Origin of the sequence: Geodermatophilus sp. DF01-2 (assembly GCF_004571065.1) — a bacterium.
Classification (GTDB): Bacteria; Actinomycetota; Actinomycetes; order Mycobacteriales; family Geodermatophilaceae; genus Geodermatophilus.
Window position 1 is genome coordinate 25,733 of record NZ_SPQN01000034.1, and the last position, 13,687, is coordinate 39,419.

Here is a 13,687-nt window from a genome sequence, read left to right on the forward strand (position 1 = left end):
CCGGGGAGAGCGGCACCACGCGGGGCCTGCCGTGTGGGCGGTGGGTGCGGCGGGGAGTATCGGGGGGTGACGCGCACTCCCAGCACCGACGAGTGGGGCATCGACGCCAGCTGGCTCGACGCCCTGGACGAGGAACACCGGGTCGCCCCGGGCACCATCGAGCGCCTGCGGGAGGTGATCGGGACCCCGCCGGCCGACCTCGAGGACCGCGCTCCCATCGTCGCCCGCCCCGGCGACGCGCTGGAGGTCGACGAGGCGGAGGTGACGCTCGAGGACGGCTCGGCCCGGCACGTGGACGGCGAGCTGCCCGACGACTTCCCGCTCGGCTACCACTGGCTGCAGGCCCCCGGCGGGCCGCGCCGCCGGCTGATCGTCTCCCCCGGCCGGTGCTGGCTCCCCGACGAGCGCACCTGGGGCTGGGCGGTGCAGTTGTACGCCACCCGCAGCCGCGAGAGCTGGGGCATCGGCGACCTCGCCGACCTGCGCGCCGTCCGCGAGATGGCGGCCGGGCAGGGCGCCGGGTTCGTGCTCATCAACCCGCTGCACGCCGTCGCGCCGACGCCGCAGCAGGAGGCCAGCCCCTACCTGCCGGCCACTCGTCGCTTCCGCAACCCGCTGTACCTGCGGGTGGCCGAGGTCCCCGGCGCCGACGCCGTCGACCTCGATGAGGACGCCGGCCGGGCGCTGAGCGACGGCGAGCTGATCGACCGCGACGCCATCTGGGCCCGCAAGCGCGAGGTGCTGCGCCGGGTCTTCGACGCCACCGGCCGCGACGCCCCCGCATTCCCCGACTGGTGGTGGCACCAGGGCCAGCCGCTGCAGGACTGGGCCACCTGGTGCGCCCTGGCCGACGAGCACGGTCCCGACTGGCACACCTGGCCCGAGGAGCTGCGCGACCCGCGCAGCGGCGACGTCGGGCGGTTCGTCGCCGAGCACGAGCGCGACGTCGCCTTCCACGCCTGGCTCCAGTGGTGCGTGTACCTGCAGCTGGAGCGGGCCACGGAGGGCATGACCGTCATCCAGGACCTGCCGATCGGCGTGGCCGGCGGCGGCGCGGACGCCTGGACCTGGCAGGACGTGCTCGCCCAGGGCGCGAGCGTCGGCGCCCCGTCGGACGCCTTCAACTCGCAGGGCCAGGACTGGGGCTCGCCGCCCCTGGTTCCGTGGCGGCTGCGGGAGGCGGACTACGAGCCGTTCGTCGAGTCCATCCGAGCCACGATGGCCGGCGCCGGGGGCCTGCGGATCGACCACGTCATGGGCCTGTTCCGGCTGTGGTGGGTGCCCGCCGGCGAGAGCCCCGCCGACGGCGCCTACGTGCGCTACCCGGCCGAGGACCTGCTCGACATCGTCGCGCTGGAGAGCCATCGCGCGCAGGCCGTCGTCGTCGGCGAGGACCTGGGCACCGTCGAGGAGGGCGTCCGCGAGGCGATGGCCGAGCACGGCATGCTCAGCTACCGGCTGCTGTGGTTCGAGGAGGAGCCGCCCGCCGAGTGGCCGGAGACGGCGATGGCCGCGATCACCACCCACGACCTGCCCACCGTGGTGGGGCTGTGGACCGGCGCGGACGTCGAGGAGCAGCGCGAGCACGGCACCGGGACGGACGAGGAGCTCGAGCGCGGCCGGCAGTCGCTGCTGGACAGGCTCACCTGCGTCCGGAAGAACGCCCGGCCGGAGACTGCGGTCCGACAGGCGCACGAGATGCTCGCGCAGGCGCCGTCCCTGCTGCTGTCGGCCACGCTGGACGACGCCGTCGGCGAGCGGCGCCGACCGAACATGCCCGGCACCACCGACCGGCCCAACTGGTCCCTGCCGCTGCCCGTGCTCGTGGAGGACCTGCCCGGGCACCCGCTGCTGCAGACCGTCGCGCAGACCCTCGCCGCGGGGATCAAGGACTCCTGAGCCGCTCGATCCCCGGCGAGATCGGCGATCTCGCACGCTCCGAGGCCCGGATCCGTGCGAGATCGCCGACGTCGTCCGAGCGTGCTCGGGACGCGGGGCCCTCCTGCGCCCGGTGCCGCTGCCCCGGCCCTCCTCGAGGGTGTCCGCGCCAGAGCCGCCGACCAGGGCGTCGTCACCGCCTTCCGCGCGGCCGACCCGGACGCCGCCCTTCGGCACCCACGGCTTCCACCAGCCCCCGAGCATCGAACGCCTGTTCGACCCCGTGCGACACTCTGGCGGTGGCTGGCGGCATGCACCCCGGGCGGTCCGGTCGCTCCCTCGGCGAGCGGGCGGCGCGTTCGGGCGTGGGTCCACCGGAGCCGCCCGTCACCGCGCCGCCGCCTCCGGACACCGGGGCCCGCCACCACCGCAGCCAGGACCGCAGCCAGGACCACCGGCAGGACCACGGGCAGGACCACGGGCGGGGCCGCGGGCGGCACTGCTGGGTGCACGACCCGCCCGGCGCCCCAGGCGTCTGGCCGGGGCTGCTCGTGGAGTGGCGGCAGGTCGACGGCGGCTGGCACGGCCGGGTCACCTACGCCGTGGCAGGGCCGCAGGGCACGGTGCTGGTCGAGGCCTGGGTCCCGGCAGCGCTCCTCGAGCAACGTTGATCACCGGTTACCGTCGGCGCCTGGTGGCTATGGCCTCTCCCGAGGACCATCCCCGACGAAGCGGAGAGACCCATGAGCGAGCCCGACCGTCCGACCCTCGACGACGTCATGGCCCCGACCGAGTCGGCGCCGCGCGACCGGCAGGAGCACGGCAAGGCCGACCCACGTCCCAACGACGACGCCCTGCAGCACCGCACCGAGCACGAGCGGCAGATGGTCGACGCCGACGACGCCGACCCCGCTGGCGCCGACGTCCACTCCGCGACTGATTGATCTGTCGGCCTACCGGCCGACACCGCGGCCAGGAGCCGTCCCCGACACGCGCCGAGCCGCTGCCCGTGTCCCGGCCGGGAACCCTCCGGGCCCCGCGACCAGTCCACCCCGGCCAGCAGCCGTCCCCGACACGCGCCGAGCCGCTGCCCGTGTCCCGGCCGGGAACCCTCCGGGCCCCACGACCGGTCCACCCCGGCCAGGAGCCGTCCCCGACATCCGCCGAGCCGGCGCCGTCCCCTGGCCCGAGGAGGTCCCGGTGACCCGCCTCGGTCCGGGGGAGGTCGCGTGCTGGGTGCTCAAGTCCACCCGCCCGCCGGACGAGATCGTCCCCGGCTGGGCGGCGGGCGCGGTGCGGGAGCTGACCCGCTGCGTCCGGCACTCCTACCGGCTGGAGCTCATGCGCCCCGGCCAGCCGTGCCTGCTGTGGGTCAGCGGTCGCACGGCCCCCGGCGTACACGCCCTCGGCGCGATCTCCGGCGCGGTCGAGGAGCACGGCGACGGCCCGGTCGTCCCCGTCCGGCTGACCCGCCTGCCCTCCCCCGTCCCCCGCGCCGACCTGCTGGCCGACCCCGACGCCCGGGACGCCGAGGTGCTGCGGATGCCCGCCGGCAGCAACCCCTCGTGGCTGTCCGCCGGCCAGTTCGCCGTCGTCCTCGCCGCCCTGTCCGAAGGTGTCGCGCCTCCGCGGGACGACGCGCTGGGACCATGGCCCCCGTGACTCCCTCCCGGTACCGCTGGGGCGCGATCGCCTGGCTGCTGACCCTGCAGTTCTTCGTCGTCGAGACGATCGCCCAGCTGCAGACCGACGGCGCCCACAGCCGCGCGGAGGACGTGATCAGCGAGCTGGGCGCTGCCACCTCGCCGGCGCAGCTGCTGATGAACACCTCGTTCGCCGTCCAGGGCCTGCTCATCGGCGCCGGCGCCCTCCTCCTGCGCCCCGCGCTGGCCGGCCTCGGTGGCCGGCTGGTGCCCGCGTTCCTCGCCGCGGCCGCCGTCGGCGTGGTGCTCATCGGGCTGTTCCCCCTGGACGGTCAGGAGGACCTCCACCAGGCCGGTGCCGGGCTCTACTTCGTCGGCGGCGGGCTCGGACTGCTCGCCCTCGCCTACGCCGTGCGGCCGCGCTCGGAGACGCTGGGGACGGTGCTGGCACTGCTCGGCCTGCTCAGCACCGCGATGACGGTCTTCGTCGCCCTGGGCATCACCTCCTACCTGGGCGAAGGGGGTACCGAGCGGGCCGCGGCCTACCCGATCCCCATCGGGCTGGCACTGGCCGGCGCCGGGCTCTGGTGGCTGAGCCGGCGTCCGGACGCCGAGGAGCGGCCGTCCCGCCGGGCACTGCGTGCGCAGGAGCGGGCGGAACGGGCCGAGCGCGCCCGGGAGCGCGACGCAGCGCTGGAGGCCGCGGCCGGCCGGACCGAGCCCCGGCCGCGCACCGAACCCGCCGACGGCGAGCCGGACGACGACTTCGACCCCGAGGACCCCTGGGCGCGCGTCCGTCGCGACTGACCGCCGGCCCGGCTTCGGCCGGCCGCTCGAGGCCGCGCACGTCGCTCAGGACGCCGGATTCCGCGCACCCCCTCCCCGGACGCGTCCCAGCGGTGGAGGATGCCGGCATGAGCGCACCTGACACCGGCGTCCGGAGCCTGCGCGTCCTGGTCGGCTACGACGGTTCGCCCAGCGCGGTGAACGCGATCGAGGCGGCCGCCATGCTCCTGCCGTCGGCCACCGCGTCGATCCTGCACCTGTGGGAGCCGCCGTTCACCTCGCCCGAGCTGCGGCACCGGCTCACCTTCCGGGCCGACACGATGGAGGCACTCGGCGACCTGCTGGAGACCGAGGGCCGCGCCGAGGCCGAGCGGCTGGTCCGCAACGGCGTGAAGCTGGCCCACGCCGCCGGGTGGGACGCCGAATCGCTGGTCAAGCGGACCTTCGGCGGCGACGGCTACCAGTTCGCCCGGACGGCGGACGAGCTGGATGCCGACCTCATGATCGTGGGCTCGCGCGGACTCGGCGGCATGCGAGCCTCCCTCGGCAGCGTGTCCGAGCTGGTCGTGCACGTCAGCCCCGTGCCGGTGCTCGTCGTCCCGCACCCGCTGACCACCACCGAGTGGACGGCGGCCGCCTCCGGACCGGTGCTGGCCGGCACCGACGGCTCGACCTCCGCCCAGCGGGCGTTCGACGCGGCGAGGGCGCTGTTCCCCGGCCGGCAGCGGGTGCTGGTCGCCGTCGAGGAGCACGGGGACCATCCGGCGCCGACGGCGCCCGAGGGCACGCAGCTGGTCACCGTCCGGTGCTCGGGGCGCACCGGCAGCGCGCGGGCGACCGCGGGGACCCTGGCCGACGAGGCCGCCCGCCGGGGCGCAGCGGTCGTCGCCGTGGGCAGTCGCGGGCGGGGCGGCGCCCGCGACATGCTCGTCGGTCACGTGACCCGGGCGCTCCTGCACTGCGCGCACCGCCCGGTGCTCGTCGTGCCGGACCGCCCCACCGGCTGAGCCCGGGGCCGCGGTCGGACGCCGTACCGGCCCGGTCCCGGGCCCCCGGCCTCTCCTGGCGTGCGCGTGCGAGGGGCTCGGGGAGAAGGCCCTTCCTCAGCCGCGCAGGTGCTCGGCGTAGGTCCGCCGCCCCCGGGCGCCACCCGTGGGCAGCGCGGCGCCGTCCCGGAACGCGGCGGACAGCCGGCCCGGCACCGGGGTGGCCACCACCCGGGCGCCCGGCTCCCGGGCCGCCGCCCACGCCCGCGCCATGTCGGCGGCGGTCAGCTCCTCGGGGCCGCCGAACTCGACGACGTCCCCCGCCGGCGGACCGGCGGCGACCTCGGCAACGTGGGTGGCGGCCTCCCCGACGTCCACCGGCTGCGCCCGCCAGCCCATCGGCACCGGCAGCACCGGCCCGCGCCGGGCGGTGCGCAGCAGCTCGTCGACGAAGTCGTGGAACTGGGTGACGCGCAGCAGGGTCACCGGCAGCCCCGAGGCCAGCAGCACCTGCTCGGCCGCGTACTTGGCGTGGTAGTAGCCGAACGGGATGCGGTCCACCCCGACGATCGACACGTACACCAGGTGCCGCAGCCGCCCGCGATCCACCGCCTGCACCAGCCGCCGCGTGCCGGCGACGTCGGCCTCCCAGTAGTTCCCGCGCGCGTCGCTGGCCGCGTGCACCACCACCTCGGCCCCGGCCAGCGCCGGCGACAGGTCGCGGCCGGTCGCCAGGTCGCCGCGCACCCCGCCCGGACCGGTCCCCCGCCGCGACATCTGCCGCACGCGGTGGCCGGCGCCCTGCAGCCGCCCGACCACCACACGGCCGAGCCGCCCCGTCCCGCCCGTCACGAGAACGTCCATGCCCCGGAGTCTGGCCGGATCGGTCCGTCCGCGGCGCACCCGACCCGCCTCATCTCACATGCGAGATAGCGTCGGGGCTCGTGACGGCTCTCGATCCCACCCCGACCGACACCGCCATGCGCCGCGTCGGGCTGCTCGTCCGCGACGCCCGGCGCCACCGCGGGCTGACCCAGCAGCAGCTGGCCGAGCGCCTGGGCACCAGTCAGAGCGCCGTCGCCCGCATCGAGCAGGGCGGGCAGAACCTCACCCTGGAGCTCCTCGGCCGGCTGTCCGAGGCGCTGGAGCGGGAGCTGTTCACCGTCGGCCCGGCCGGCCCCACCCACCTGCGCGTCACCGGCGGCGTGCCGCTGCGCGGCAGCGTCACGGTCAAGTCGTCGAAGAACGCCGCCGTCGCGCTGCTGTGCGCCGCGCTGCTCAACCGCGGCCGGACGACGCTGCGCAACGTGGCCCGCATCGTCGAGGTGGAGCGCATCCTCGACGTGCTGCGCTCGATCGGGGTCTCGGCGACCTGGGACGCCGCCGGTCGCGACCTCACCCTCGTCGTCCCCGACGAGCTGGACCTGGCCGGCATCGACGCCGGCGCCGCGCGCCGGACCCGCAGCATCATCATGTTCCTCGGCCCGCTGCTGCACCGGGCCCCGAGCTTCGACCTCCCCTACGCCGGGGGGTGCGACCTGGGTACCCGCACGGTCGAGCCGCACATGATCGCGCTGCGCCCCTTCGGCCTGGAGGTGGAGGCCCGCGGCGGCGAGTACCACGCCGCGGTGACCCCGCCGGACTCCGCCGACCGCACCATCGTGCTGACCGAACGGGGCGACACCGTCACCGAGAACGCGCTGCTGGCCGCCGCCCGTGCCGACGGGACGACGACCATCCGCAACGCCAGCTCCAACTACATGGTCCAGGACCTCTGCCTGTACCTGCAGCTGCTCGGCGTCGGGGTCGAGGGGCTGGGCACCACCACCCTGGTGGTCCGCGGAAGGCCGGTGCTCGACGCCGACGTCGACTACCCGATCAGCGAGGACCCGGTCGAGGCGATGAGCCTGCTGACCGCCGGCATCGTCACCGACTCCGAGCTGACGGTGCGCCGGGCGCCGATCGAGTTCCTCGAGGTGGAGCTGGCCACCCTCGCCGAGATGGGGCTGCGCTACACGCTCTCGCCGGAGTACCTGGCCGACAACGGACACACCCGGCTGGTCGACGTCACCGTCTCGCCGTCGGACCTGCGGGCGCCGATCGACAAGATCCACCCGATGCCGTTCCCCGGCCTCAACATCGACAACCTGCCGTTCTTCGCCGTCATCGCGGCGGCGGCGACCGGTTCGACGCTGATCCACGACTGGGTCTACGACAACCGGGCCATCCACCTCTCCGACCTCACCCGGCTCGGCGCCGACGTCCGGCTGCTCGACCCGCACCGGGTGCTGGTCACCGGCCCGACCCGGTGGTCCAGCGCCGAGGTGGTCTGCCCGCCGGCGCTGCGCCCGGCGGTGTGCATCCTGCTGGCGATGCTGGCGGCCAAGGGGACGTCGGTGCTGCGCAACGTCGACATCATCGCCCGCGGCTACGAGCAGCTCTACGAGCGGCTGGTGGAGATGGGCGCCCGCATCGAGGTCTTCCACGATTGAGCGGAGTCGCTCGGTGACGGTTTCCGCACTCGAGCGACTCCGCTCAGCGCTCCTGGTCGGTGGGGCGCACCAGCACCTCGTTGACCGCCACGTGCGGCGGCTGGGCGACCACGTAGACGATCGCGCGCGCGACGTCCTCGGCCTGCAGCTGGCGCATGCCCTCGGCGTGCCGGTCGGCAGCCTGCCGGGCCTCGGGCTGGGTGATGTGGGTGCGCAGCTCGGTCGCGACGGCGCCGGGCTCGACCAGGGAGATCCGCACGCCCTTCGTCGTCACCTCCTGGCGCAGCGATTCGCTGAAGGCGTTCACCGCCCACTTGCTGGCGTTGTAGACGCCGGCTCCCTTGCGGGCGGTGCGGCCGGCGACGCTGGAGACGTTCACGACGTCGCCCGAACCCTGCTCGACCATCCCGTCGATCGCGGCGTGCGTCATGTACATCAGGCCGAGCACGTTGGTGTGCACCATGCGCCGCCAGTCCCCGGGATCGGCGCCGACGATCGTGCCGAGCAGCATCACGCCGGCGTTGTTCACCAGGACGTCGAGGCCGCCGAGCTCCTCCCGGGTCCGGCGGACGGCGTCGCGGCAGGCCGCCTCGTCGGTGACGTCGAGGTCGAGGGTCAGCACCCGCGCACCGGCGTCGGTGAGCGTCGCGGCCAGGCCGTCGAGCCGGTCGCGGCGGCGGGCCCCGATCGCGACGGCGGCGCCGGCCTCGGCCAAGGCGAGGGCGGTGGCCTCCCCGATCCCCGACGAGGCACCGGTGACCAGCGCGACCCTGCCGGACAGCGGACGGGCGACCTCGTTCACCGCTCGACTCCGGGCTCGCTCCGCTCCTCGCTCGTCTGTCCAGGGCCCCTCCGCGGTCGCTCCCCTCCTCGCTCGCTGGCGCTCGCTGCGATGCTCACTCCCTGTCGGCGCCCGCCTCGCTGCGATGCTCGCTCGCCCGTCGTCGTCGCGGCGCTCATGCGACCTCCTCCTCGGCCGGCCGCCGGGTGCGGCCCGGACCCCAGCGTCGCCGATGCGGCAGCACCCGGCGCGCCGGGACGCTCAGCGCAGCGCAACGCCGAAGCCGTGGGCGGCCAGCCGCACGAGCACCGGACCGGGGCGCAGCAGGTCGTCGACCCGTGCGGCCGAGGCCGCTTCGAGGTCGGCCACCCGGCGGGCGTACGCCTCGGACCCACGGCGGCGGGCGGCGTCCAGCTGCGCCGCGTTGGCCCACACCTTGCGCCGGGACTCGCGGAGGAACATCTGGCTGGCCGTCCGGTTGACCGGGGCCAGCACCCGGTCCAGCCGCGTCCGCCGTCCCCCGGCCCGGTGCAGCTCGCCGTCCTCGGCGGCGACGCGGGAGGCGAGCACCCGGTCGATCCGCTCGTGGTCCCGGCGGCGCCGGTCCAGGGTGGCCGGGTCGTCGAAGTCCGCCGGCGGGATGACCCGCACCAACGACTGCGGCAGGTCGAAGTTGATGTGCGCGTTCATGCCCAGCAGCACGTGGGCCTCGGGCGGCAGGTCCGGCCGGGCCCCGAAGGCCAGCCGCCAGGGCCGCGGCGGGGACGCCGGGTCGCGGCGGTGCGCGGTCAGCGCGTCGAGGTAGAGGCCGGCGAAGTCGACGTCCCACTCCTCGACCCAGGCCGGGTCCTCGAAGCCCCCGGCATCGATCGCCGCGCCGACCGCCACCGTCGTCCGCAGGTACACGCCGAGGAAGAACCGCGCCGGATCGCGGTCGACCTCCAGCGGCGCCAGCAGGTGCCCCATGCGCGCCACCAGCGCCGCGACGCTCCTCCCCATGCGCTCAGATCAGCGCATCGAGACCGTCGTCCGGGGGCAGCGTCATCGCGGCGTCCACCGGGGGCCGGTGCGGCTGGTCCAGGCCGCGCATCCTCGCCGCATGCAGCGCGAGCAGCAGGTTCAGCCGCAGCGTCGGGTCGGTGGTGAAGGGCCCGAGCAGCCGCTCCAGCTTGCCGATCCGGTAGCGCATCGTGTTGTAGTGGAAGTGCAACCGCCGGGCCGACTCCGCGACGTTGAGGTTGGTCTCCAGCAGCACCCGCAGCGTCTCGCGCAGGTCGGCGGAGTCGGGGTCGGTGGCATCGGCCAACGACCCCAGCACCTCGTCGACGTAGTTGCGCAGCTCGGTGCTGTCCGGGATCAGCGACAGCAGCCGGAAGACGCCGAGCTGGTCGAAGTGGGTGACCGCCTGCGGGCCGTGGATCTCCTGGCCCACGCCGAGCGCGCGCGACGCCTGCTGGTGCGCCTCCCCCAGCGCCGACAGCGAGCCGGCCGGCCGGCCGATACCGGTGCCCAGCACCCGCCCGACCCGACGCACCCGCGCGTTGACCCGCCCGGTGACCGCCGCGACCAGCGAGGTGATCTCCTCCGGCGTCCGCCCGTCCAGGGGCAGCACGGTGACGATCTCGGTGGCCAGCCCGGCCACCGCGGCGCCGGAGACCTCGGTCTCCAGCGCGGCGCGCCAGCCGTCGGCCAGTCGGTCGAGGACGTCGAGGGCGCGAGTGGGGTCGGCCTGCGGGTCGGCCACGGTCTCGGTGGCCGTCACCAGGACGACGACCGGCCCGTCGAGCCGCCAGCCGAAGGAGCGGGTCTGGGCCAGCGCCCGCTCGGTGTGCCGCAGCGCCCCGGCGACCAGCCGACGCACCAGGTCGCCCTGGAAGCGCAGCTCGACCGAGTGCACGGCCTGCTGGCGGATCACCGACAGGGCCGAGACGACCGCCGCCCGCTCCAGCACCGCACCGGCACCGACCAGCATCGGCCCGCGCCGGTGAACGGCGACCAGCCAGCCGTGCCGCTGGTCGCCGGCCATGATCGGGGCGACCGCGTACTCGCCCACCCCGCCGGGCAGCTCGTGGTGCCCGGGGACGAGCAGGATGCCGTCGGCCGGGTCGGCGTCGGCCAGCACGTCGGCGGGAGTGACCACGGTCTGGTCGGCGCGCAGGCCCGAGAGCCGGCGGGACGGCGCCATCATCGCCATCTCGTCCTCGGCCTCGGCGTCGAGCAGCCACAGCCAGTCGCTGATCTCCGCGACGTCCTCGGCCGGGCCGGCGCTGGTGACGATCTCGCGGTCGGACCCCAGGCCCAGCACGGCGGCGCCCTCCAGCGAGACCGCCAGCTGCTCGGTGACCTCGGCCAGCCCGCCACCGCTGAGCGCGACGTCGATGAACTGGTCGTGCATGCGGTTGGAGAGAGCCAGCGCCTCGCTCTGCTTGCCGACGACCGCGCCGAGCACCTCGGAGACGACCTCGCCCAGACGGACGGAGGCCGGCAGGGCGAGGACCGGGAGCGCCCGTCGGTCGGCCTCGGCGAGCACCTCGGCCGGCACCGGCGGGGGCCCGTCGGTCCGGCGGAAGGCCAGTGCCGCGGTGCCCATGGAGTCCAGCCGCTCGACCAGCGCCCGGCAGTTGGCGGCGTCGGCCGGTGGCAGCCGGGCGCCGAGGACGACGAGGACGTCGGGGCCGGCCACGGCGAGTGGGTCGGCGGGGTCGTCGACGACCATGTAACGGACCATCCGGTCCAGCCCGCCCGCGCCGGCGACCACCTCGGTCTCCGCCAGGCCGGGCAACCGCAGCGCTTCCGCGAGGGTCAGGCCCATCCGCTCCTGCCAGCTGGGCCGCTCGCCGCGGCTCGCGGTCACCGGCGCCTCCGCTGCCGACAAGTGACGTCGGGACGCGAGCGCCCCCTCACCGTGCGTGGGGACGGCGAGAGATGCTTCACCCTGGGTCACGGCACCCACCTTCTCAGTCGCCGATGCACATGGCCACACCGCGGCACCCTGTCAGGAGTGTCCGGACGCACCCTCCCATTCTTGGCGACTTCCGCCATACTTGGGCATGCGACGCGCCGCTTAGGTTCGAAGCCCGGTTCCACTCCGCCCGGTGGATGGTAGGCCGGTTCCCCTGCCAGGGTGCCGCTCCCTCCTCCGGCGGGTGGGACGGGGCCGGGCGGGGGGTCTCGAGCCGACGGTGCCTCCCGCTGTTCTTCCAGGTGAAGAGGTCGCCATGCGCACCATCGACGAGACCGCAGGCCCGGACGGGAGCCGCCCCGGGGCTCCGACCTCCCCGCGCGGCCGCGCCGCGCGGGCGGGACTACCGACCATCCCCCTGCCGCGCGAGTCGGCCCAGGCCACCGCGCGCACCGCTCCTCCTGCCCGCGCCGCGACCGCCGTGCCCGCCTCCGCGAGCACCGGTGTCGCCGACCTCCTGCGCGGCCCGGTCCGCCCGGCACGCGTCCTCCTGAGCGTCCCCGCCGCCGTCTACCTGTACCTCCCCACCGAGCGGGGCGGGGACGTCGTCGGTGTGCTGACCAGCGACGCCGCGCGGCTGCCGCTCGGTTGCGTGCTGTTCCGGCCGAGCAACGGGCGCCCGCTGGTGGCGCTGCCGCCCGACGCCCCGGCCGAGGTCGGGGGCGGCCGGATCGTCGTCGGTGACCTCGCCGTCAGCGCCGCCGCCTGGTGGGATCCGCGCCCGCGGTTGCCTCGCCCGCGTCCGGCCCTGCTGCCCGAGGGTGTGCGCCAGCTGCGCAACGCCCTCTACGGCGAGGGCGTCCCGCACAGCGCGTTCACCCTCCCCGGGCTGCCGGCCGGTCCGGGTGGCCCGTTGGCCGCCCTGCGCGGCGCCGTCCGCCGGGCCGACCTGGACGCCGCCCTGCGCACCGCGACGCGGCTGATCGGCCTGGGCCCCGGGCTGACCCCCGCCGGGGACGACGTCATGGCCGGGACGATGGCCGGGCTGGTGCTCCTGGGCCACCCGGCTGCCGACCGGTTCGCCGCCGCGGTCTCCGCGCTCGCCGTGGGCCGCACGACCGAGCTCTCGCGGGCGCTGCTGCGGCACGCGGCCGCCGGGCGGGTCAGCGGCGAGTACGCCGCGGTCCTGCACGGGCTGGTCGGTGAGCGGCCGCTGGGTCCGGCGATCGCCGGGCTGCTGGCCACCGGCACCACCAGCGGCCGGGCCATGGCGCTGGGGCTGTGCACCGCGATCGACCTCGTCGACCGGACCACCCGCACGCGCTGACCGCACGTCCGCCGCGAGCCCCCGTCCCGCCGGACGGGGGCTCTCGTGCGTCTGGGCCCTCTGCCCTTCGCGCGCGCACGGCACCTCGGGAGTGCCCGTCAGGGGCCGAGCGGGTCCAGGACTCCGACGTCCTCCGGCAGCAGCGGACCGAGGGAGTTCCACTGGGCGATGTGGCAGCCGTCGATCCGGGAGAGCTCGAGGTCGAGCGGCTGACCGCGCCACCGACCGGTGACATGGGCGGTCTGCGGCCCGCCGTACTGCTCGGTGCACACCCGGTCGGCCGGGAGCGGCGCGAACGGGTCGTCGAGCCCGCGGAGGTGGTCGCACGCGGCCGGCGCCGCCGGATGGTCCCCCGTCACCTCGTCCCCGCAGGAGAGCGTCCAGCGCTGGGCCGGGGAGCCGTCGCCGGGGTCGAACGCGACCAGGAGTCGGCCGTCCGGTCCGCCGACGACGATCCCGAGGTCGGACGCCGCGCGGCGCCAGGATTTCCCGTGGACGGCGCCGCGCACCCCGCGACGGCGAGGACGAGGACGACCAGCAACAGGCGCACGGGAGGTGGACGAACAGCCGGGCCCGTCCGTGCCCGGCGATCCCCTGACGAAGGTTGCTCGTGCGGTCTCCCGACCGGGACACGGGCAGCGGCTCAGCGCCGGCCGGGAACGGCACGTGGCCGCGGTGTCGCCTGACGAGCGGGGCCCGCAGGGTCCCCGAGGAGGCGACGACGGGGCTCAGCGCCGGCCGGGAACGGCACGTGGCCGCGGTGTCGCCTGACGAGCGGGGCCCGCAGGGTCCCCGAGGAGGCGACGACGGGGCTCAGCGCCGGCCGGGAACGGCACGTGGCCGCGGTGTCGCCTGACGAGCGGGGCCCGCAGGGTCCCCGAGGAGGCGACGA

The 13,687-nt window shown here is 75.9% G+C and carries 13 protein-coding genes; 8 read left to right on the top strand and 5 right to left on the bottom strand.

Annotated elements, in window-relative coordinates; translation table 11 throughout:
* The first annotated feature begins 66 nt into the window (after window positions 1-66).
* The 6 genes from malQ to E4P41_RS11015 all read left to right on the top strand — a co-directional run bounded on the left by malQ (window position 67) and on the right by E4P41_RS11015 (window position 5,314).
* Window positions 67-1,899: a 4-alpha-glucanotransferase gene (gene malQ, locus E4P41_RS10990; protein ID WP_135141291.1), complete on the top strand. Its 1,833-nt coding sequence runs from the start codon at window positions 67-69 to the stop codon at window positions 1,897-1,899.
* A 278-nt stretch (window positions 1,900-2,177) separates the two neighbouring features.
* Window positions 2,178-2,549 carry a hypothetical protein gene (locus E4P41_RS10995; RefSeq protein ID WP_245177272.1) on the top strand — a complete coding sequence of 124 codons (372 nt, stop codon included), beginning with the start codon at window positions 2,178-2,180 and terminating at the stop codon, window positions 2,547-2,549.
* A 72-nt stretch (window positions 2,550-2,621) separates the two neighbouring features.
* Entirely contained in the window at window positions 2,622-2,822 is a 201-nt protein-coding gene (locus E4P41_RS11000) for a hypothetical protein (protein ID WP_135141292.1), read from the top strand.
* 256 nt (window positions 2,823-3,078) lie between these two features.
* A complete protein-coding gene (locus E4P41_RS11005) occupies window positions 3,079-3,540 on the top strand; it encodes a hypothetical protein (protein ID WP_135141293.1) in 462 nt (153 codons plus the stop codon).
* On the top strand, window positions 3,528-4,328 hold the full coding sequence (locus tag E4P41_RS11010; RefSeq protein WP_135141294.1) for a DUF998 domain-containing protein: 801 nt from the start codon (window positions 3,528-3,530) through the stop codon (window positions 4,326-4,328). Before E4P41_RS11005 ends, E4P41_RS11010 begins: the two co-directional genes overlap by 13 nt.
* A gap of 107 nt (window positions 4,329-4,435) precedes the next feature.
* Window positions 4,436-5,314, top strand: a complete 879-nt coding sequence (locus E4P41_RS11015; protein WP_135141295.1) for a universal stress protein — start codon at window positions 4,436-4,438, stop codon at window positions 5,312-5,314.
* Window positions 5,315-5,410: 96 nt separating this feature from the next.
* Here E4P41_RS11015 and E4P41_RS11020 read toward each other — a convergent pair whose 3' ends face one another.
* Window positions 5,411-6,157, bottom strand: a complete 747-nt coding sequence (locus E4P41_RS11020; RefSeq protein ID WP_135141296.1) for an NAD(P)H-binding protein — start codon at window positions 6,155-6,157, stop codon at window positions 5,411-5,413.
* An 80-nt stretch (window positions 6,158-6,237) separates the two neighbouring features.
* On the opposite strand from E4P41_RS11020, the gene E4P41_RS11025 reads away from it, so the two are divergent.
* Complete coding sequence (locus tag E4P41_RS11025; RefSeq protein WP_245177273.1) at window positions 6,238-7,785, top strand: UDP-N-acetylglucosamine 1-carboxyvinyltransferase; 1,548 nt, start codon at window positions 6,238-6,240, stop codon at window positions 7,783-7,785.
* Between the two features lie 43 nt (window positions 7,786-7,828).
* On the opposite strand, the gene E4P41_RS11030 is transcribed toward E4P41_RS11025, so the two are convergent.
* From E4P41_RS11030 to E4P41_RS11040, 3 genes are all read right to left on the bottom strand, one after another.
* Complete coding sequence (locus E4P41_RS11030) at window positions 7,829-8,587, bottom strand: SDR family NAD(P)-dependent oxidoreductase (RefSeq protein ID WP_135141297.1); 759 nt, start codon at window positions 8,585-8,587, stop codon at window positions 7,829-7,831.
* A gap of 240 nt (window positions 8,588-8,827) precedes the next feature.
* Entirely contained in the window at window positions 8,828-9,565 is a 738-nt protein-coding gene (locus E4P41_RS11035; protein WP_135141298.1) for a DUF5995 family protein, read from the bottom strand.
* Window positions 9,566-9,569: 4 nt separating this feature from the next.
* Window positions 9,570-11,420 (bottom strand): PucR family transcriptional regulator, encoded by a 1,851-nt coding sequence (locus E4P41_RS11040; protein WP_135141299.1) that lies wholly within the window; start codon window positions 11,418-11,420, stop codon window positions 9,570-9,572.
* A 364-nt stretch (window positions 11,421-11,784) separates the two neighbouring features.
* Here E4P41_RS11040 and E4P41_RS11045 point away from each other — a divergent pair, with 364 nt between their 5' ends.
* The gene (locus tag E4P41_RS11045; RefSeq protein WP_135141300.1) at window positions 11,785-12,795 is read left to right on the top strand and encodes a DUF2877 domain-containing protein; all 1,011 of its coding nucleotides are present in this window, start codon (window positions 11,785-11,787) and stop codon (window positions 12,793-12,795) included.
* Between the two features lie 98 nt (window positions 12,796-12,893).
* On the opposite strand, the gene E4P41_RS11050 is transcribed toward E4P41_RS11045, so the two are convergent.
* Window positions 12,894-13,304: an SSI family serine proteinase inhibitor gene (locus E4P41_RS11050; protein ID WP_209307657.1), complete on the bottom strand. Its 411-nt coding sequence runs from the start codon at window positions 13,302-13,304 to the stop codon at window positions 12,894-12,896.
* Window positions 13,305-13,687 lie beyond the last annotated feature (383 nt).